The organism is Sulfurospirillum sp. E15m, from assembly GCF_059415145.1.
In genome coordinates this window covers 102124-122145 of record NZ_JCAHZS010000004.1, presented here as the reverse complement: position 1 = coordinate 122145, position 20022 = coordinate 102124, and the positions used below count along the sequence as shown (strand labels likewise).

The following is a 20022-nucleotide window of genomic DNA, read 5'->3' as shown; positions in this document are numbered from 1 at the left end:
GCTAGATTTTAAATTGTGCTAGTTTGGATGAGAGTTCACTGGCTTGCTTTAGTAAATTGCCAGATGCACTGTTCAGTTCTTTGATATTATTGCTGTTTTGCAATGAGACATCGTACATTTGAGCAATATTTTGTAAAATCATTCCTGTATCGCTTGAAAGTTTTTGAGATACGGCAGAAGCATTGGATGATGCGATAGATGCTTGTTTAATCACCTCTTCTGTTGTGCTGATTTTACCTTCAACGTCTTCAGAATTTGCCGCAATTTTTTCAATAAATTTATAATTTTCGTTCATTTGACCACTGGCATCAATGATATTTTGAACAATAACACTGATGGTTGTATTAATCTCTGAGAGACTTCGTTGTGTTCTTTCTGCTAAATTACGCACTTCATCCGCAACAACAGCGAACCCGCGTCCATGCTCACCCGCACGTGCTGCCTCAATGGCGGCATTAAGGGCTAAAAGATTTGTTTGGTCTGCAATATCGGCAATGACCGTTAAAACGTTTTTCACTTGATTGGCATCGCTACTGAGTTGATTGAGTCTATCGGAGGTTAAAGACTCAACTTCGGAAGCTTTTTGAATATCAAAAACAAGATTTTGTATCTCTTGAGCTGTTGAATGCAGGGTTTGAGATGCCACTAAAATCTCTTCACTGGTGCGTGTGGCGCTTAGTGTGGTCTGCTCTAATTCCATTTTCATAGCATCACCCAAATCTTTAGTCGTTTTTACAAAACTCAGCTCATCGACAATGCGTTTTTCAATTGTTTTTGAAACAGTTGAAAATTGATCGGCCATGGTTGTACTCTCTTTCGCCGAGAGGGTAGAGGCAACAACGGTTTGATGAATCTTGTCAATAAAGTTATTGATATTAGAAGAAAGCTCTGCTATCTCATCTTTTGAATTAATTGCTATACGCTTGGTTAAATCTCCACTTCCTTGTGCCAAATCGTAAGTAATATTTGAAAGCATATCAATAGAACGTGAAATACTGAGTGTCATAATACGTGTAAAAATGAAGAAAAAAATCATACCTAAAATAGAGCCTGACACTAAAATAAGGCGATTAGTCCCTTCGAGTAAAAAAAAGACCAATATCGTGTTTCCCATAAATCCAAAAACTGTAGCAAGTGCGAGTATCCAACCTTTTGTCTTGATGCTAATAGCATTGAGAAACATTTATTATCCTTATAGTTCAAAATTTAAAATGCGCCGATTATAACACACGCATACCAATATCTACATGACAAATAATCGTCGCACTCGTCTCATTTTGATTATAACAAAAAAATATTTCTAAAACCATGGATAATCGCGACAAAAGTTATACTGTGTTATACTTTCCGCTTAAATTTTTTACAAGGAGCCAATATGGAATGCGAAATCCCAAATATTAGTATTAATGATGACACCATCATGCAAGACATCTTTTCGATGTGTAAGAGTATTGCCATTATTGGACTCTCACCCGATCCAGAAAAAGACAGTCATAAAGTTGGGCGTTTTCTCCAAGAACAGGGATTTAAAATTTATCCCATCTATCCTAAAGAAGAGACGATTTTAGGCGAAAAAGTCTATCGGTCTATTCTAGAAATCGAAGAAAAAATTGATATGGTAGATATGTTTCGTAAGCCCGAAATTGCTGATGCTCTCATTGAAGAGGTATTGCAACGAGGAGATGTGAAAGTATTTTGGTTGCAACTTGGTATTGTCAATAACCAAGCGTGCCAAAAAGCCAAAGAGAATGGACTCTTATGTGTCCAAAATAGATGTACTAAAATAGAATACGGAAGGTTAAAAAGACAATGATAGCGCTCAGTGAAATCGTAAAAGCAAAAAGACAAATCAGTTCAGTCGTCACGCAAACACCATGTGCCATTGCACCACTTTTAAGCGAAGAAGTGGGTGCAAGTGTGTACTTAAAAAAAGAAAATCTACAAGTGACAGGTGCTTATAAACTAAGAGGTGCGTACAATAAAATCGCTTCACTATCCCAAGATGAGCGCAAATGTGGTGTTATTGCCGCTAGTGCGGGAAACCATGCACAAGGCGTTGCGTACAGTGCGCGTAGCTTTGGCATTAAAGCGACCATTGTTATGCCTGAAGCGACTCCACTTCTCAAAGTCTCTGGCACCAAAGCATTAGGAGCAGAAGTCATTCTCAAAGGCGATAATTATGATGAAGCCTATGCGTATGCAATGTCTTATGCTAAAAAACATGGACAGACGTTTATTCACCCCTTTGAAGATGAAAAAGTAATTGCAGGACAAGGTACCGTTGCTTTAGAGATGATTGATGAAATCAACGACCTTGATGTTGTGGTCATTCCTATTGGTGGAGGAGGGCTCATCAGTGGTATGAGTTCGGCAATTAAACAAATTGACCCTAAGATTAAAGTGATCGGTGTTTGTGCTAAAGGTGCTCCTGCAATGTATGAGTCTTTTCACGCTAAAAAAGCCATCAACTCGCACAGCGTTCGCACTATTGCCGATGGTATCGCTGTTCGTGATGTCAGTGAAAGTAATTTAGCGCATATTTTAGAGTGCGTCGATGATGTGGTCATGGTGGATGATGAAGAGATAGCTTCTGCCATTTTATTTTTGCTAGAACGACAAAAATTGGTTGTTGAAGGTGGTGGTGCGGCAAGCGTAGCGGCCATTATGCATCAAAAATTTGCTTTTGATAAAAACACGAAAATCGGAGCTGTTTTAAGCGGTGGAAATATAGACGTTCAAGTGCTTTCAATTATTATTGAAAAAGGTTTAATTAAATCACATCGTAAGATGAAGTTGGTGATTACACTTATTGACAAGCCAGGAGCACTGATGCAACTGACAGACCTATTTAAAAATGCCAACGCAAATATTATTCAAATTGATTATGACCGTTTTTCCACAAAATTGTCTTATGGTGATGCACAAATTACGATTATCCTAGAGACAAAAGGGATTGAACATCAAGCTAAAATTAGGGCTTTATTGACTGAAGCAAAATATCCATTTAAAGAAGAGGTTTAGTCCTCGTCTAATGCTTCATATGCTTTTAAAAGGCTCTCTCTTAATTCATCAGAGAGAGCTTCTCCATTTTCACATGAATTCTTCAAAAATATTTCGAGGCTATTAAGAACATCAAAAAGTTCAGCTTCAATTTCACGTGCGCTTTTTTGTTTAGCCATCATCGTTTCAAAAAAGACAAGCTTACGAATAAAATTAGAAAGTTCTTCCAAAGCGTTTGACTCATCTTTGCCCTGTAATAAGACATAAGGACGGACTTCTACCTCTTTAGAACTATCTAAACTTTGTTTGATACTGCGCACATGTTCTTGAATAATCGCAGAAAATCTCGCATAACGATCATACGAAGTGCTTTCTTGCATGACATCCAGTTTATTGGTGAGTTTACCAATTTGTTTTATCATCACAAAAGCCACCATTGCAACAATCATCAAAACGGGAATCAGCTGCTCCATAATTCAAAACTCCTTACATGTAAAACCATTTTAGTGCGATAAAATTTGCTCCAAGAAGAGTTTAAGACGATCTGATTCTGGATTTTGAAAAAATTCTTCAGGTGTATTTTCTTCAACAATCTGCCCTGCATCCATAAAGATAATTCTATCGGCTACTTTTTTAGCAAAACCCATTTCATGTGTTACACATACCATGGTTTTATCTTCTTGCGCTAATTCTATCATAACATCCAAAACTTCGGCAACCATTTCAGGGTCAAGTGCTGATGTTGGCTCATCAAAAAGCATAATTTTTGGATTTTTACACAAACTACGTGCAATAGCAACACGTTGTTGTTGTCCACCAGAGAGTTGATTTGGATATTTGTGTGCTTGATTGGCAATGCCAACACGCTCTAAATATTTCATCGCCATCGCTTCAGCTTCTTTACGTGGCATTTTTTTCACCCAAATAGGCGCAAGTGTTAGGTTGTCTAAAATCGTAAGATGGGGGAAAAGATTAAAGTGTTGGAAAACCATCGCCACTTCTTCACGAATAGCTTTAATCTTTTTAACATCATTACTTAAATCAATTCCATCAACGCTAATACTTCCTTCTTGAAACTGCTCAAGGTAATTGATACAACGAATCAGCGTTGATTTACCAGAACCCGATGGTCCACACACAACGATAATTTCACCTTTTTTGACATCTAAATTTACATCTTTTAAAACGTGGAAATCACCATACCACTTGTTTAAATTTTTAATTTCAATAATCTCTTTTCTCTCTTTCATCTTCTATCCTATCTCAAATTTGTATTAAATCGTTTTTCAAGCTTTTGGCTAAAGTTTGACATCATGTAACAAAAGAACCAAAAGATAAAAGTTACAAATACATAACCTTCTGTTTCATATCCTAACCAATATGAATCAGCAGCGCTTAAACGTACCATCGCTAAAAGATCGAACAAACCAATAATTAAGACCAAGGTCGTGTCTTGGAAAAGAGCAATTGAAACGCCTACAAGATTTGGAATCGCAACTTTTAACGCCTGGGGTAAAATAATTAAAAACATCTTCTGCCAATAGGAAAATCCAATAGCATCTGCCGCTTCATATTGTCCTTTTGGAATGGATTGAAGCCCACCGCGGATGTTCTCAGCAATATAAGCAGCTTCAAACATAGCAATACCAATCAGTGCACGCAATAATTTATCAAATGTCATCCCTTCAGGAAAAAAGAGTGGCAAAATAACCGAAGACATAAATAAAATTGTAATCAGTGGTACACCTCTGATAAATTCAATGTAAGTGACGCTGATGCTTCTAATAATAGGAAGATGAGAAGCCCTTCCAAGCGCTAAGATAACGCCAATAGGAAATGCGGAGACAATGCCAACAGCCGCAACCATAATGGTCAGCATCAAACCACCCCATTTATCGGTTGGTACAACAGTAAGTCCAAATAAACCACCATGCACCAAAATAAAACCTGCGATAAAATAAATATGCGCAATAACCAATTTAACAATTGGGCTTTTAAGGTAACGGAAAAGTGCTATAAGCACAATAAAAAGTGCATAAACACTATTAACACGCCATCTAAATTCCGAAGGATAAAATCCATACATGAACATATCAATTTTCATACGAATAAACACCCAACATGCACCACCACTGACACAATCTTCACGTGTTGTTCCTGCGAAGTTAGCATTAATGTATGCCCATTTGATAAATGGAGGAATCACCCATGCCAGTAGGGTAATGCCTAATAGGGTTAATGCGACATTTAAAGGTGTTGAAAAAAGATTCTCACGCACCCAATACGTAAGGCCTTTTGTGCTTGAAGGAGCTTTACGTTCTTGTTTTTTTTCATAAACAGCCATCTTAACGCTCCTTTATTTTCATTTTATGGTTAAACCAGTTCAGTAAAGCCGAAACTAAAAGACTAAAAATTAGATAAACCAACATTGTCATGGCAATAATTTCAATGGCTTGTCCTACCTGATTTAAAGATGTTCCCGCAAAAACGGTAACAATCTCAGGATACCCAACAGCCGTTGCCAATGAGGAGTTTTTCATAAGATTTAAATATTGATTGATAATAGGAGGAATAGCGATACGAATAGCTTGCGGTAAGACAACTAATTTTAATGATTGATACGGGCTAAAACCCATAGAAGCGGCGGCTTCTTTTTGTCCATGTCCCACAGCTTCAATACCAGAACGAACAGCCTCGGCAATGAATGTTGCTGTATAAATGGTTAGAGCAAAGGCAAGGGCGAGAAACTCTGGAGAGAGCGTTTTACCACCTTTAAAATTAAAACCTCTTAATTCGGGATAACTAAAATGAAGGTTAGCGCCACTTAAAAAATAACCAATAATAGGAAAAAGGATGACCATGCCAAGAGCCCATGGCAAAACAAAAAAATCATTTCCTGTCTTTTCTTTACGCTTATTCGCCCATTTATTTAAAACAAAGCCACAAAGTATGGCGATCACTAAACTGGCCAACATGACGAAAAAAGTTGTATTGTAATTGGGTAAAGGGAAATAGAGTCCTCTATTATTTACAAAAATAATATCAAAGAAATTGAAACTCTGTTTTGGACTAGGCATAGAACGCAGTACAACGTTATACCAAAAGAGAATTTGGAGCAACAATGGAATATTTCTGAAAAAATCAATATAAGCTTTAGCAAGTTTTGCAATGAGCCAGTTGCTAGAAAGCCTTAAAACACCGATTATCAATCCAACTAATGTCGAAAAGATAATACCGACAACCGTGATAATGATGGTATTTAGTAAACCAACAATAAATACACGTCCGTGTGTATCTTCTTCTGTGTAGGGAATAGGAGATTGATCAATACCAAATCCAGCCGTTCCTTGTAAAAACCCAAAACCTGTTTGAATGCCTCTTTGTTCTATATTGGCGACTGTGTTGGTTCCAATATACCACAAAAAAGCAACCAAGCCAATAACCGTTAAAAGCTGGAAAAGAATTCCTCTAATCTTTTGATTTCTCAAAAGTGCTAACATACTCGTCCTTTAAAATAAAATCGAGGGCAGACAAAGCTACCCTCAGTATGATTTTGTTACAAATCTCTATTATCTAAATGGAGGTGCGTATTGTAAGCCGCCTTTTGTCCAAAGAGCGTTATAACCTCTTTTAATTTTAAGAGGTGATCCTTCACCAACGGTTGCTTCAAAAGCTTCACCATAATTACCAACTTGTTTGATAATATTGTAGGCAAAATCTTTTTTAAGACCTAAATTTTCACCCATTTGACCTTCAACACCTAAAAGACGTCTCACATCTGGATTGTCTGTTTTAAGCATTGCATCAACGTTTTTGCTTGTCACACCCGCTTCTTCAGCTGTAAGCATTGCATAAAAAGACCATCTTACGATATCAAACCATTTACCATCGCCTTTACGAACAACCGGTCCTAATGGCTCTTTAGAAATAACTTCTGGAAGAACAATAGACTCATCTGGTTTTGCAAGTTTGATTCTCAAACCATAAAGTTGTGATTGATCTGATGTTAGAACATCACATCTTCCACTTTCATACGCTTTGACAACTTGGTCATTGGTATCATATGAGACCAATTTGTATTTCATTTTATTGCTTCTAAAATAATCCGCAACATTTAATTCTGTTGTTGTACCTGTTTGAAGACAAATAGATGCACCATCGAGTTCTTTTGCACTTTTAACGCCCAACTTTTTGGTCACCATAAAACCTTGACCATCATAGTAATTTACACCAGCAAAACTTAAACCTAAAGATGTGTCTCTGGTTTCAGTCCATGTTGTATTACGAGAAAGCATATCGATTTCGCCTGATTGAAGCGCTGTTAATCTCTCTTTTGCGTTTAATGCTACATATTTGACTTTTTTTGCATCGCCAAATACAGCAGCAGCAACTGCTCTACATATATCAACATCGATACCTCTATATATACCATCACTGCCTACTTCAGAGAACCCTGGTAGTCCTCCATCAACACCACATTTGACAAAACCTTGCTTTTGTACTTCGCTGAGAGTATCAGCATTAAGGGTAATTGAACCTAGGCTCAAAACAGTGATTGTTGCTAAAGATATTTTAGCTGTACGAGATAAAAACATCATATCTTTCCTTCCTTTCTAAAAGTTGATACGAAGCATTTTAACACTAAAATTTATTTTTTGGCGAAAAAATTGCTTATTTATTAACCAAACAAAAAAGGTGTGTAGATTCTCTATCTTTCCTAAATCTGCGAATTATGAATATTTAGTGATTAATTTTTAATCATAAAATGATTGACTTCTTTTTCAGCTTTTATGTATAGTTTCCGTTATTTTTTTAATATATAAAGCGGTAAATATCCCTATATATGGTAGTTTATCTGTTTACATGTTGTATTTATTTTTAAAGCAATGTGTACACTTCATAGATACAAAAGTATCTAATGATACCTTTTATAAAAAAATAATATCAAAAATGGTTAATTAATAATCAAAATGCCAAGGAGCTTTCACGTGCTTTCTTTTAAAGATAAATGTATTCTCATGCCAAAGTGGTTAAGAAATAGGGCTATGTTAAGTGCTGTTGAAATTGCATTTGATGGAATTGCCCAAACGCGCAAACGAATCTTAATCGAATGGGCCAATGAAACATGGAGAGAAGTGGAAAACACATCAACTCTTTTAGAAGAAGAGGGCAGTGATACGGTTGCTATTTTAAAAGAGCAAGAAAAACTGAGTGAGACTATCTTAGAATACTATATTGTTGATAGTGCTAAAAAAGTGCGTTATAGCTCAGCCAATCGTACATTAAAAGAGTACCGCTACGATGAAAGTGCTTTTTGTGAAGCTATTGATTATACGTATCTTGGAATGACACAGCTTCTTTTTGGACCTTATCTTGATGATGATACTTTAAGTTTTAAACCAAAATTCTCGTCTTTTCATGACCGTGTTACGTTAGCATTTATGAAAAGCTTCAAACAAAATGATGAAACATTGATTTTAATCGCTCGTATTTCCAATGATACATTGAGTGACCTTATCCAAAGAGAAGCAGGGCATATTTTTAAAGAATCAGGGGACAACTATCTTTTTATGATAGAACCGTATTTCAATAAAAATATCAAATCAGGTACGGCACTTTCTCGCTCTCGTTTTGAAGACAATACGTTTAGCTTCGGCGAAAATTTAAAAGAGGGCGTTCATACAGAAAATGGCACCATTTCTATTAAAAATCATACCGAATTTGAAATTATCTTCAATGACCCAGCGACACATTCATTGCACCCAGGCGTTGCCAATACCATTAAAAATGGCTCAAACCTTTTTTGTGCCTATCCTGGATATCCTGATTATCGAGGCATTCCTGTCATTGGAAAAGGTATTACATTTAATTTGCCTTATAGCTTAGATAAATGGGGTATGATGTGTGAGGGAGACCTCTTGGAAGTCTATGACATGATGCAAGTACGCCACAAAATCTATATAAAAATGGCACTGGTTGTGGGCGTATTCATTCCCGCTGTTTATTTTGGCATATCAACGTACGTACCTTTTTTATCAACCCTTCAAGAAATTGGTATTATCACCATCTTGTCTTTGGCTATGGGATTTGGTCTTATAGGTAATGAATTACGTACTTTTTTCAAACAATATTCCTCATTAAGAGCTTTATTGCAAGGTTTTGTTGAAGGAGACGGCGATATTACCAAACGAGCTGATCTTAACCGATTTAATAAAGATGAAAACAGACGTACTGCTATTTGGATCAACAGTGTCATCGATATCTTTGATACGATTTTGAAAAAGACAAAGACTTCTTTGATTAATCTACTCAATTTAAATCAGCACCTTACCAATACGATTGTCAGCACTGGTAAAAAAATTGAGCAAATTGGCGTTAGTATCCAAAACATCGTCTCTCATATTCAGATACAAAATAGTTTTATACAAAATTCTGTTGAAAAAGCAGATGCAATGAGCCATAAAATTGCACAAACACAACAACAAGTTGCTTCGAGTCTAGGCACTATTGAAACCTCTATTCGAGACATTAAAACGATTGCAGGAGAGACGACGCAAATCATTTTTACACTCGAACACAATATCGCTGACGTTTCTTCTATGATAGAAACTATTAAAGACATTACCGATAAAACCAATCTACTTTCTCTAAATGCAGCAGTAGAAGCAAGTCGTGCAGGAGAACAAGGACGAGGGTTTGCCGTTGTGGCAGAAGAGGTCAGAAAATTAGCTGAACTCACCGAGAAAGCAACGGTGCGCATCGAATCCATTGTCCATAGTATTAATGAAAATGTCAATGATACGCTTGCGAGCATGCAAAACGTCAATAACAGTGTTGATAAAGGAATAGAGATTGGTTCAAATTCTTTACAAACGATAGATGCTATTTTATTGGATCAAAAAGAGGTGATTCTTGCAATGAAAGAAGATGTCTATAAAATCTACGAAGACTCACAAAATACGATGAATCACGCCAACGCAATTACCAGTGAAGTGCATGAAATCACACGGTTTAATCATCAAATTAAAACGATTTCAGACAGTGTAACCCACCATGTCAATTCGCTGAGTAAAACTGTGGGGCAGTTTAAAACCTCTTAATGCTATGAAGTCATTCAATTGACTTTAAAGGCAATATCATTATAATAAAGAAAAAATCAATGAAGGGTCGTTTATGAGTTCTTGGACGCGTGCATCATGGAGAGAAAAACCAATTAAGCAACAACCAATCTATACGAATCAAGAGATGTTGAAAAATGTTGAAGAAGAACTAAGCAAATACCCGCCTCTTGTTTTTGCAGGTGAGGTAAGACAACTCAAAGCTTCGTTAGCTGATGTCGTAGCAGGAAAAGCCTTTTTACTCCAAGGTGGTGATTGCGCGGAGAGTTTTGCAGAGTTTAATGCGGTTAATATTCGCGACATGTTCAAAGTAATGCTTCAAATGGCAGTTGTTTTGACCTTTGCAGGTGGCTGTCCTATCGTCAAAGTGGGTCGCCTTGCAGGACAGTTTGCAAAACCTCGCTCTTCAGATTATGAAGAGATGGATGGACTGAAACTTCCAAGTTATCGCGGTGACATTATCAACGATATTGACTTTACGGAAGAAGCGCGTATTCCCAATCCAAAACGTATGCTAAAAGCTTATAATCAATCTGCGGCAACCATGAACTTACTCCGCGCTTTTTCACGCGGTGGTTTGGCAGATTTGCATCAAGTACACAAATGGACACTCGGCTTTGTTTCCGAAAGTCCTCTCGGTGAGCGATACCAACACCTTTGTGACCGCATTTCCGAGACACTCGCATTTATGGAAGCGTGTGGCATTACATCGACCAGTACACCAAGCATTCATGAAACGGTAGTTTATACATCGCATGAAGCATTACTTCTCAATTATGAAGAAGCATTGACCAGACAAGACAGCCTTACAAATGATTGGTATGACTGTTCAGCCCATATGCTTTGGATTGGCGATAGAACCAGAGATGTCGATGATGCACATGTTGAATTTTTAACAGGCGTTAAAAACCCCATTGGTATTAAAGCGGGACCTAGCATGACGGCAGAAGGACTTATGAAACTTATTAATAAGCTCAATCCTGAAAACGAAGCGGGTCGCCTTAATATTATTGTACGTATGGGTGCCGCAAAAATAGAAACAGAATTTCCAAAACTGGTACGTGCGGTTAAAGAAGCTGGGGCAAATGTTTTATGGAGCATTGACCCAATGCATGGCAATACCATTAAAGCATCCAATAATTATAAAACACGTTCGTTTGATGAAGTGTTACGTGAAGTCAAAGGCTTCTTTAAAGTGCATGAACAAGAGGGAACTTATCCTGGTGGCGTTCACTTAGAGATGACCGGTCAAGATGTCACCGAATGCATCGGTGGCGCCCAAGAGATCACCGAAGAAAACCTTGCATGCCGTTACCAAACGCAATGCGACCCACGCCTCAATGCCAACCAAGCCTTAGAGCTTGCATTCCTTATTGCAGATTCACTCAAAGCGGCGCGCCAGAGATTTCTAGCAGATTAAAACTTCTTTACATGTAAAGGTTTTTGCCTTTACATGTAAAACAAAATAGCTCATTTTATTTTTATTTTACGATAAGGAAAAAACATGGTTTATGAAATGAGAACGTATACCGTGAAAGTTGGAAAACAGCACGCATATATGAAACATTTTGAAGAAGTGGGGTTGCCCATTATCAGTAAATATGCAAAACTTGTAGGCTATTGGTACAGTGATATTGGAGAACTCAACCAAGTTGTTCATATTTGGGAGTATCCTGATCTTAATACCCGAGAAGAGCGAAGGAGGGCGCTTTATAATGATAAAGAATGGCTTGAAAACTTTGTTCCTCTTGGTTTACCCATGCTTGATAAACAAGAGTCAAAAATAATGTATGCCTCAAATTTTTCACCGATTCAATAGTCCTATTTGACTGAGTTTTAACGCTCAGTCATCTTCCTGCAATCCAATCACTTTTCGAAAATGGATACTGCTTTTTAAACTCGGCTTTGTCAAAATCAAATCGATAGTGATTCATATACGTCTCTATCAATTCATAAGCATCATTAATCGCTTGAAACTTGGCATGATCACCTGTTGGCATATCGGGATGAAATTCTCTGCATAACAAAAGATAGACTTGACGTACCGTTTGTCTGTCAATCTTACCAACGAGCCCTAAGATATCAACAGCCTGTTGAAAGGCTTCTAACGTAATAGCTGGTGCCATTTGTATTGCTCCCAAATGAAAAGTTTATCTTTCCTTCTCTTGCCTTAGGATTTTCTTTAAACTATAATTTACATATTTTGAACTATAATCAAAACACAAAATCATATTTTTTGGAAAAAAAATGAAACAAGCTGTGATTCAGGCCATTGAGAATTTTTGTTCCACTATCTTATACGCACCATTAGAAACGGGTATTTCAAATGGAAAACAATTTTACGGTGCGGCAATTTCACTCTATGAAAATGAAGAAGAGCATATCTGGTATCTTCTTTTTAAACGCAATACACTCAATGAAATTGCTAAAAATCTTCTTTTTGAAGACAATCTGCATGAAGATGATCTGAATGATTTGTTAAAAGAGATATCTAACCAAATCATCGGTTCTGCTAAAGTTATTTTAGAAGAACAAAATCCACATCATCATTACCAACTCAGCGTCCCTGAATTTATGGGACATATTTCAGAACCTTTTCCCATCACGATTAAAGAAAAATATAGCTATATCGTCAAAGGTGAGCCGTTTATCGTCGGTAAATGATTTTTATTTATGTATATACGTGCGTTCTTTTCTTTTGTTAAGCCAAATATAAATAACACCAATAAACACAATAAGCAGTACAATGCTTACTGTAGCGATATGAAGATTTTCGTGTAAGAGCGTTTCATTCTGACCAAAATAATACCCCATTAAAGCCAAAATACTCACCCAAATGCCAGCACCAATCCCCGTATATGATAAGAAACGGGTAATATCCATGTGCGCTAAGCCTGCAGGGAGTGAAACATACTGGCGAATGACGGGAATCAATCGACCACTGAGCGTTGAAATAGGACCATGTTTTTTAAAGAATCTTTCTACTTTTTCTAAAGTCTCCTTCGTAAAAAAAACATAGTGACCGTATTTTAATAACAATTTTCTTCCTAACTTAATTGCCAAGTAATAATTAAACCAAGCACCTGCGATACTTCCTAAAATGCCTGTTACGATAACTCCTGCAAGATTCATCTCTCCCTTAAAGCTCAAATATCCAGCGGGTATCATCACAACTTCACTGGGGAAAGGGAAAAAACTACTCTCTAAAAACATCATAATAAAAATACCAAAATATCCTAACGAACCGACTGTCTGAACAATCCATGCTACAATAAAGCTCATAAAACTCCTACAAAAAATAACACCGTACTATGCTTTTAATTCTATCACTCTATCACTGCACCACGTGGAGAGATTCTTATCGTGTGTAATCAATAAAATACCCACTTTATCTAAAAATTGCATCAACAACTGCATCACATGAAGCCCTGTAATATTATCCAGTGCAGAAGTGGGTTCATCCGCTAAAAGTAAGTGAGGTTTCATGAGTAATGCTCGCAAAATCGAACACCGTTGTAGCTGTCCGCCACTGAGTTGATGTGGCTTTTTATGAAGCAAAGCATGATCTAAATTTAAAGCGATCATTAAACGCTCATAATCTTCTAACGACGCAACATCATTGATTTGGTTTAAAATCGTGTACGTGGGATGAAACGATGTATAAGGGTCTTGAAAAATCTCAGAAATAGACGTAACATGAATCGCACCTTTTTGAGGTTTTAAATTACCCGAAATCAGTTCAAAAAGCGTACTTTTACCACTTCCGCTCGCGCCGAGTATCGTTACGACTTCGCCTACATTAACATGTAGCGAAAAATCATCGTATAAAAGCTTGCCATTAGGATAGCCAAACCTTAGGTTTTCAATGCGTAAAACCTCTTGGCTCATGCGCGAATTTGGCCTTTACCATAGACTTTAAATTTATACGTGGTAAGGTCGTTAATACCCATAGGTCCACGTGCATGTAATTTGTTGGTACTAATACCTACTTCCGCACCAAACCCAAATTCACCACCATCGGTAAAACGTGTACTTGCATTGACATACACAGCAGCAGCGTCTACTTCATTTAGAAATCGCTCCGCTGTTGAGTAATTCTCACTGATAATCGCTTCTGAATGCGAAGAACCATAAGTGCTAATGTGCCAAAGTGCCTCTTCAAGGCTTTCAACCATTTTAATGTTTAAAGCGTTACTCAAATGCTCCGTGTGATAATCTTCGTCGCTTGCTAAATTTACATGTAAAAGTGCTTGTGTTTTAGAACAGCCCTTAATCGTCGTGCCCATAGCATCTAAGGCTTCTTTCATACGTGGTAAAAAAGTAGTAGCAATCGCTTCATGCACCAAGAGTGTTTCTAGTGAATTACAGGCACTTGGACGTTGGCATTTGGCATTAAGAACAATGGCTATGGCTTGCTCGAGTTGCGCCTCTTTATCGACATAAGTATGGCAGACGCCTTTGTCGTGTTTTACCACAGGCACCGTCGCATTCTCGCTGACATAGCGAATCAACGCTTCACCGCCTCGTGGAATAATCAAATCAACGTATTTGTCCATCTTAATAAGCTTAGCAACACTTTCTCTGGAACTATCAGGCAATAAAGAGATGATTTCAGCTGGTAAATCATTTTTTTCTAGAACCGTCTGTAACAATGAAGCAATCACATGATTACTGTAAAAAGCTTCTTTTCCACCTTTTAACACACACGCATTTCCACTTTTAAAACAAAGGGCGGCTGTATCACTGGTCACGTTAGGGCGGCTCTCATAAATGATACCAATCACCCCGATAGGAATGCTCACTTTTTCAATGCGTAATCCACTTTGCACTACCCAACCTTCCAAAACGCGCCCCACAGGCTCTTTTAATGCGGCAATCTCACGAATGGCTTGTGCCATATCAAAAATGCGTTTAGGATTTAACAGCAATCTGTCCATCAAAGCGGCACTGAGGTTATTTTTGGTTGCTTCATCTAAATCTTTTTGATTTTCATGAAGAATACTATCGCAATTTGTCTCCAAACACTCTGCCATTTGCATTAAAACAGATACCTTTGTCTGAGGATCAAGCGTTGCAATGATTTTGCTAGCAGATTTGGCATGTTCTAAAAAAGTTTGCACGTTATTTTTTCCTTACAGTCGCATTTTGTGAGGATTTTACACTTTTTATATTTAATATGTCATAAGTATGTTCGGAGATTATATGATGATTGTCAAGGGGTAAAAGGGGTAAATTTAAAAGATTTTTATTTTTTTGAAGTTTTTAGAGAAAAGAGGCGATTAAGCCTCTTAACTCATTTTTAAAGCCATTTGGTCGATTAGCATGTCGAGCTTTGCGTCAATCCGTGCGATTAATTCATGCTTTTCTTTAGCTTCGTCCTGAACTTCCCATAATTTTAACACATCCGCTTCAAGGCGTTTTACTCGCTCACTGGTTGAAGCAAAAAACCAAATTATAGAAACTAGCTGAATAACAACTGTTAAAAGAAATTCAGGACTAAAAGTAAAACTCATACTACGCCAATGAAACAGCAGTCATTTTCGTAATATAAAGATAATCCGCTTTAACGGTGTTAAAGGTTTTACCAAGCAATGCCGCATAAATATCCGCTTCACTCATATTTGATTTAAGAGCCATTGGCAAGTAGGTTTTTGCACCTGCTTCATTTTTAACAATGACCATAACATCATTATAACCCGTAATACCAACGTCACTACCAACAACAGAACTCTCAACAAAACCTGCAAATTCACCATCTAAAGCAGTCGTACAAAAAGTTTGTGCAACTGTATCATCAGCAGGAAGTGCAAAAGAAAGCGTTTTGTTACCCAAAGTGTTTCTAATTAAAGTTTTCATCATTTCACCTCTTAATTTTTATCATAGAACATATTGCTGTATTCACATTTAACAGCAGTTGTATAGTCTTGGTCAAAAGAACCAATAACCATCGCTCTAATCTCACCAAAGTTAAGAGATGGCTTAACATGAGGAATTTTAACACTGGCACTAAACGTAGCTTTACCCGTTTTTTTACCAACGCTAAAAGACTTAGCATTTAAAGCACTAGGAAGAGGTGAAGCTGTGCCACCCTCAAACTTTTTATCATAAATCGAAATCTCACCTTCCATCAAAGATTGAAGAGCGAGAATGTCGTCTGCCGAGCCGTCTACGTCAAGTGTTTTAACTTGCTTGCCAGCGATTTTTTGTTTCATAAGAGGCATAAACAATCCTTTACAGTCTTTTTTTTCATTTTGCAAAATGTTGAAAGAAGTTTAAAAGATTAAATGAAATTATACTAATACCCCATCAAAACAACGAAATAAAGGGAATAAAAAAAGGCAAATGTAGAAAAGTAAAGAAAAAAAATACTATTTCAACATCAAAAAAACACAAAAAAGGGGTCTTATGTGATTATAGACAGCAAAGATTTTAAAGCATTTTTTGAGGTTGCTTATGACGTTATGAATATAAGTGAGCTTAAATGTTTCAAATGCGGAAACAGATTAGAAGAGCATGAAAACTTAAGCGGTCTTACATGTAGTAATAAACACGAGATAGGTTATCTAGAATATATGACCAATTACGCAAACATGCTCAAAGACATAGCAGACAATGCAGAGATAAACGGTATGACTTTTAAAAAGAAAGTCATTGAACCCTCAAACATCATTTATACAGAAAATGAAATCATTTTTTGTGATGAAAACATCGTAAGGATTTAAAAAAATGGAACACAAAAACATCAAAAAAGGCAATATTCATATCATTCATAATCTAGAATTTGCCAACATAACAGAAAGAGACAGTTACACGCCATCCACAGAAGATATAAACAAAATTTGTTTAGTCTTAGAGCCTTATGGTTTCTTTGCACTAAGAAGCATCGAACCAATAGAATGGAGAGGGTTAAGCAGTATTACAATAGATTTAGCTGATTTTAGCGTGTATTCAAAAGACCAAATAAATGAGCTTTTAAATTTTAAAAGCGATACATATAACATAGGAGCAACTGAATACAAATGCGGATATAAAAGAGGCGGTAAAGAAGTTTTTGGAATTGAAATTGATTTTGGAGCATTACCAAACGCAACAGCAAAGGGAGTAAAAATACCAAATTATAATAGTAATAATACATATTGGGTAGATACTTCAAAAAGCTATGCAGAAAACACACAATTCAAATACACACTACCAAGAATTGAACCTAAAAGTATAAGCTATGGAATTGACATATTCATAGACAAAACAAGCGGAACAGTCGTAATAAACAGTAAAATAAACTATTCGACCTATAATGCCAAAATAGTTTTAAACTACACAAAAGGATAAAAAAATGCACATGTACACAATGAAAAACAATCAAGATTACAGAACTGCTATCAATGGGCAAGGACATGGCGTTATTTTTATAGAACGCAAAAATGACATTGATACAGCGTTTGGTTATTTTAGAAATATTGATGCAGATATGAAAGAAATAACAGAGCAAGAAGAGAAAGAGATACAAGCGATCACACAAGTGTGATGTAACTAAGAAAGAGAAAAGGGTGATTTTTTTCCCACATGTGGGAAGATTTTCACCCTTTTTTTTTGGTTAATTTGGTATTAAGTTGGTTAATTTGGTAAAACAACATTTTAAAGCCTGTTACGTCACACTAAATCAAAGCTGCAAAGTCACACTAAATAAAGTTAGAAAGCAAAAGAGCGAGCTGTTTAGGAAGGAGTTTCGGAAAATGGTTGTCGGTCAGGGGCATTTTTGGCGTTCTCTTCTCTTTTGGTAGGTTGTGCCAAGCGAGGATATTTTATCCTACGGGGCTAAATACCACCAACAAGGGACAAAGTCCCATGATTGGCGGTATGCCCCTCTACCTACGGTGTAGGAGATTTTTTTAAAGATGATTTTTTTTTGAAGTGGTGAACGTATTAAAGAGCGAAAGAGCTTTTCAAGCGAAAAGCATCAAGAATGCTTAAAAAGACTTGTAACAACGCTATCAACACTCAATGTATTAACATCCAAATGCGTTTTACATGCTAGAGCAATATCATTCTCATTTTTTGAAAGTTTGACATTATTTAAAACAATTTGTTTACTCATTCGAGCGTCATTTTTAATAACCCCTTTAAATAAAGCCCAATATGAAAAATCATCAATAGGCGGTGTCGTTTCGTCTTGATATTTAATTTCTAAAACTTCACTCACTTGCATAGTCGTAAGTTCTTTAAAAAAAGCAATACAATCAGCAACGCTTTTAGCTTCAATCTGATTAACAATCGTTCTTCGACCTTGTTTTAATTGAACACGATACAATGGCATATCACCCCCCTAGAAACTGTATAATTCTTTGCAAATAACTATTTGCTAACGCACAACCACTTAAACCATTTTCAGACGTATCAAGACCTAAAAGCTCACATATTTTTTTTAAATTTTGTATTTGTTCTTCCATTAAACAGAACCCCCTAATAATTGAACAATAGGACTATAATCAAGAACACAACAAGGATTATTAAACAAAGGAATACGCAAATAAAAAAGTTCATTTTTATATTTGTAAAGTTCATCAGGACAAGAACGAAACAAAACAACATCAAACAAAGACTTATAATTATTAACATAATAAAACAATGCATCATTAAAAGAAGAAAAAGAAGCAATAAAAATTTTATTACTAAAAGTATAATCATTCAAATTAAAATTAGGACTTGAATATAAATCATAAGAAAAAGGACGAGAAAAACTAGACTGAGCATAGGTATACCATGAAGCAAGATTTAACGAATAATGAGAACGGACAACACCCAAAGGCGTAGAAAAAAAATCACTTTCAGTAAAACTATCTTGATTAACATTTTGACAAAATGCAAAACCATTATCAAATAAACCAATAAAATAAGGATAACAATGAGGTTCATCATTACTACAATAAAATCTATTACCAAGAACTAAAGAATAATAAACCGTATAACGAGAAAGAAGCAAATCATATTTTAAAAAATCAGCTTTAGTATCATCATAAAAAATCATTTTTTTAAAATCATCAACAAACATAAAAAAACCTACTTATTATGAACATAACCAAGACCATTAACAAGGCTAAAAAAAGCCTCACTAAGACCAGTTATTTTGCCATTAGTATCTTTTACAAAAAGAAAATCTGCTACTTGATTGAGGTCATTAAAATCAAGAGCCGTAGCAGTATCACGACCAATAATTTTTTTAATGAGAGTTTCATCATTAGCCGTAAAAGACTTAGTAAAAAGTTTAAAAAGCAATGTTTCGTTATAACGACTTGCCATAGCGTTACCAAATTGCATGTGATGATTTTCAGTTTGAATAAGAGAATTTTTAGTATCTAATTGCATCTTATAAGCACTAATACCCTCAACCGCACGACCATTTGAAGTATGGGCCATATTCTTAAAACCTGCATGAGTAGCAATGATTTGAGCAGTCATAATATTTTCTTGATTAGAATTTTGGAAAAAACCCATTTTACGAAAAAGTTTCATTCCCTTCATACGTTTTAATTTATTTAACGCACGATTTGCAGGACCAACTAAAAGAGCAGTTAAAAGAAGTTCAGCCTTATCGAAAAGGTAACTTATAATTGATTCTTGTTTTTGAATAGCATAAAATAAAGCACCAAAAACTAATACGTTCATAGCACTTTCGATAGCATCTTTCATTACTGGACTAGATATATCTTTTGTATAATCTTGAATTTGTGTACGAAACTCGTTATAACCCACTTGATATAAAATAGTCTCTGCAAACTCTTCAACAGAATTTTGACCAACTGATTTTAATTGCGCACCATCACCCATCAAAACACCCTTTTTTAAAAAGAATGTTAAGAAGAAGAGAAACAATTATACACACAACAAAAAATAAAACGATAAAATC

General features: G+C 36.1%; 25 protein-coding genes. 9 read left to right on the top strand and 16 right to left on the bottom strand.

The genetic code is table 11. The features are described 5' to 3' along the window. Position 1 precedes the first annotated feature (1 nt). Positions 2-1183, bottom strand: coding sequence for a methyl-accepting chemotaxis protein (locus AC5SLP_RS07450; RefSeq protein ID WP_495254528.1), 1182 nt, complete (start codon positions 1181-1183; stop codon positions 2-4). 192 nt (positions 1184-1375) lie between these two features. Between AC5SLP_RS07450 and AC5SLP_RS07445 the strand changes: the two genes are divergently transcribed. Both AC5SLP_RS07445 and ilvA read left to right on the top strand, forming a co-directional pair. Next, the gene (locus AC5SLP_RS07445) at positions 1376-1813 is read left to right on the top strand and encodes a CoA-binding protein (RefSeq protein WP_495254527.1); all 438 of its coding nucleotides are present in this window, start codon (positions 1376-1378) and stop codon (positions 1811-1813) included. Further along, positions 1810-3021 carry a threonine ammonia-lyase gene (gene ilvA, locus AC5SLP_RS07440; RefSeq protein WP_495254526.1) on the top strand — a complete coding sequence of 404 codons (1212 nt, stop codon included), beginning with the start codon at positions 1810-1812 and terminating at the stop codon, positions 3019-3021. Before AC5SLP_RS07445 ends, ilvA begins: the two co-directional genes overlap by 4 nt. On the opposite strand, the gene AC5SLP_RS07435 is transcribed toward ilvA, so the two are convergent. The 5 genes from AC5SLP_RS07435 to AC5SLP_RS07415 all read right to left on the bottom strand — a co-directional run bounded on the left by AC5SLP_RS07435 (position 3018) and on the right by AC5SLP_RS07415 (position 7598). Further along, the gene (locus tag AC5SLP_RS07435) at positions 3018-3473 is read right to left on the bottom strand and encodes a hypothetical protein (protein ID WP_495254525.1); all 456 of its coding nucleotides are present in this window, start codon (positions 3471-3473) and stop codon (positions 3018-3020) included. The genes ilvA and AC5SLP_RS07435 overlap by 4 nt on opposite strands. Before the next feature lie 30 nt (positions 3474-3503). Next, the gene (locus tag AC5SLP_RS07430; protein ID WP_495254524.1) at positions 3504-4250 is read right to left on the bottom strand and encodes an amino acid ABC transporter ATP-binding protein; all 747 of its coding nucleotides are present in this window, start codon (positions 4248-4250) and stop codon (positions 3504-3506) included. 8 nt (positions 4251-4258) lie between these two features. Next, positions 4259-5344, bottom strand: a complete 1086-nt coding sequence (locus AC5SLP_RS07425; RefSeq protein WP_495254523.1) for an amino acid ABC transporter permease — start codon at positions 5342-5344, stop codon at positions 4259-4261. Between the two features lies 1 nt (position 5345). Beyond that, positions 5346-6500: an amino acid ABC transporter permease gene (locus AC5SLP_RS07420; protein WP_495254522.1), complete on the bottom strand. Its 1155-nt coding sequence runs from the start codon at positions 6498-6500 to the stop codon at positions 5346-5348. A gap of 69 nt (positions 6501-6569) precedes the next feature. After that, positions 6570-7598, bottom strand: coding sequence for an amino acid ABC transporter substrate-binding protein (locus tag AC5SLP_RS07415; RefSeq protein WP_495254521.1), 1029 nt, complete (start codon positions 7596-7598; stop codon positions 6570-6572). Between the two features lie 390 nt (positions 7599-7988). Between AC5SLP_RS07415 and AC5SLP_RS07410 the strand changes: the two genes are divergently transcribed. The 3 genes from AC5SLP_RS07410 to AC5SLP_RS07400 all read left to right on the top strand — a co-directional run bounded on the left by AC5SLP_RS07410 (position 7989) and on the right by AC5SLP_RS07400 (position 11937). Next, on the top strand, positions 7989-10100 hold the full coding sequence (locus AC5SLP_RS07410; RefSeq protein ID WP_495254520.1) for a methyl-accepting chemotaxis protein: 2112 nt from the start codon (positions 7989-7991) through the stop codon (positions 10098-10100). Between the two features lie 73 nt (positions 10101-10173). Beyond that, entirely contained in the window at positions 10174-11538 is a 1365-nt protein-coding gene (locus tag AC5SLP_RS07405; RefSeq protein ID WP_495254519.1) for a class II 3-deoxy-7-phosphoheptulonate synthase, read from the top strand. An 84-nt stretch (positions 11539-11622) separates the two neighbouring features. Beyond that, positions 11623-11937 (top strand): NIPSNAP family protein, encoded by a 315-nt coding sequence (locus AC5SLP_RS07400; RefSeq protein WP_495254518.1) that lies wholly within the window; start codon positions 11623-11625, stop codon positions 11935-11937. Between the two features lie 28 nt (positions 11938-11965). Here AC5SLP_RS07400 and AC5SLP_RS07395 read toward each other — a convergent pair whose 3' ends face one another. Then, positions 11966-12244, bottom strand: a complete 279-nt coding sequence (locus tag AC5SLP_RS07395) for a J domain-containing protein (RefSeq protein ID WP_495254517.1) — start codon at positions 12242-12244, stop codon at positions 11966-11968. A gap of 121 nt (positions 12245-12365) precedes the next feature. Between AC5SLP_RS07395 and AC5SLP_RS07390 the strand changes: the two genes are divergently transcribed. Then, a complete protein-coding gene (locus AC5SLP_RS07390; protein ID WP_495254516.1) occupies positions 12366-12782 on the top strand; it encodes a chemotaxis protein CheX in 417 nt (138 codons plus the stop codon). 3 nt (positions 12783-12785) lie between these two features. Here AC5SLP_RS07390 and AC5SLP_RS07385 read toward each other — a convergent pair whose 3' ends face one another. The 6 genes from AC5SLP_RS07385 to AC5SLP_RS07360 all read right to left on the bottom strand — a co-directional run bounded on the left by AC5SLP_RS07385 (position 12786) and on the right by AC5SLP_RS07360 (position 16339). After that, positions 12786-13400 carry a DedA family protein gene (locus AC5SLP_RS07385; protein WP_495254515.1) on the bottom strand — a complete coding sequence of 205 codons (615 nt, stop codon included), beginning with the start codon at positions 13398-13400 and terminating at the stop codon, positions 12786-12788. 27 nt (positions 13401-13427) lie between these two features. After that, positions 13428-14006: an ATP-binding cassette domain-containing protein gene (locus AC5SLP_RS07380; protein WP_495254514.1), complete on the bottom strand. Its 579-nt coding sequence runs from the start codon at positions 14004-14006 to the stop codon at positions 13428-13430. After that, the gene (locus AC5SLP_RS07375; RefSeq protein ID WP_495254513.1) at positions 14003-15238 is read right to left on the bottom strand and encodes a glutamate-5-semialdehyde dehydrogenase; all 1236 of its coding nucleotides are present in this window, start codon (positions 15236-15238) and stop codon (positions 14003-14005) included. Before AC5SLP_RS07375 ends, AC5SLP_RS07380 begins: the two co-directional genes overlap by 4 nt. A gap of 168 nt (positions 15239-15406) precedes the next feature. After that, positions 15407-15631 (bottom strand): hypothetical protein, encoded by a 225-nt coding sequence (locus AC5SLP_RS07370; protein ID WP_495254512.1) that lies wholly within the window; start codon positions 15629-15631, stop codon positions 15407-15409. Between the two features lies 1 nt (position 15632). Beyond that, positions 15633-15974, bottom strand: coding sequence for a hypothetical protein (locus AC5SLP_RS07365; protein WP_495254511.1), 342 nt, complete (start codon positions 15972-15974; stop codon positions 15633-15635). An 11-nt stretch (positions 15975-15985) separates the two neighbouring features. Next, positions 15986-16339: a hypothetical protein gene (locus AC5SLP_RS07360; protein WP_495254510.1), complete on the bottom strand. Its 354-nt coding sequence runs from the start codon at positions 16337-16339 to the stop codon at positions 15986-15988. Between the two features lie 186 nt (positions 16340-16525). Here AC5SLP_RS07360 and AC5SLP_RS07355 point away from each other — a divergent pair, with 186 nt between their 5' ends. From AC5SLP_RS07355 to AC5SLP_RS07345, 3 genes are read left to right on the top strand one after another with little or no spacing between them, the layout of a single operon-like run. After that, entirely contained in the window at positions 16526-16840 is a 315-nt protein-coding gene (locus AC5SLP_RS07355) for a hypothetical protein (protein WP_495254509.1), read from the top strand. A gap of 4 nt (positions 16841-16844) precedes the next feature. Continuing rightward, positions 16845-17447, top strand: a complete 603-nt coding sequence (locus tag AC5SLP_RS07350; protein WP_495254508.1) for a hypothetical protein — start codon at positions 16845-16847, stop codon at positions 17445-17447. A gap of 4 nt (positions 17448-17451) precedes the next feature. Next, positions 17452-17643 carry a hypothetical protein gene (locus tag AC5SLP_RS07345; RefSeq protein ID WP_495254507.1) on the top strand — a complete coding sequence of 64 codons (192 nt, stop codon included), beginning with the start codon at positions 17452-17454 and terminating at the stop codon, positions 17641-17643. Between the two features lie 432 nt (positions 17644-18075). Here AC5SLP_RS07345 and AC5SLP_RS07340 read toward each other — a convergent pair whose 3' ends face one another. The 3 genes from AC5SLP_RS07340 to AC5SLP_RS07330 all read right to left on the bottom strand — a co-directional run bounded on the left by AC5SLP_RS07340 (position 18076) and on the right by AC5SLP_RS07330 (position 19943). After that, positions 18076-18432, bottom strand: a complete 357-nt coding sequence (locus AC5SLP_RS07340; RefSeq protein ID WP_495254506.1) for a hypothetical protein — start codon at positions 18430-18432, stop codon at positions 18076-18078. Between the two features lie 132 nt (positions 18433-18564). Beyond that, entirely contained in the window at positions 18565-19167 is a 603-nt protein-coding gene (locus AC5SLP_RS07335; protein WP_495254505.1) for a hypothetical protein, read from the bottom strand. A gap of 8 nt (positions 19168-19175) precedes the next feature. Then, complete coding sequence (locus AC5SLP_RS07330) at positions 19176-19943, bottom strand: hypothetical protein (protein ID WP_495254504.1); 768 nt, start codon at positions 19941-19943, stop codon at positions 19176-19178. Positions 19944-20022 lie beyond the last annotated feature (79 nt).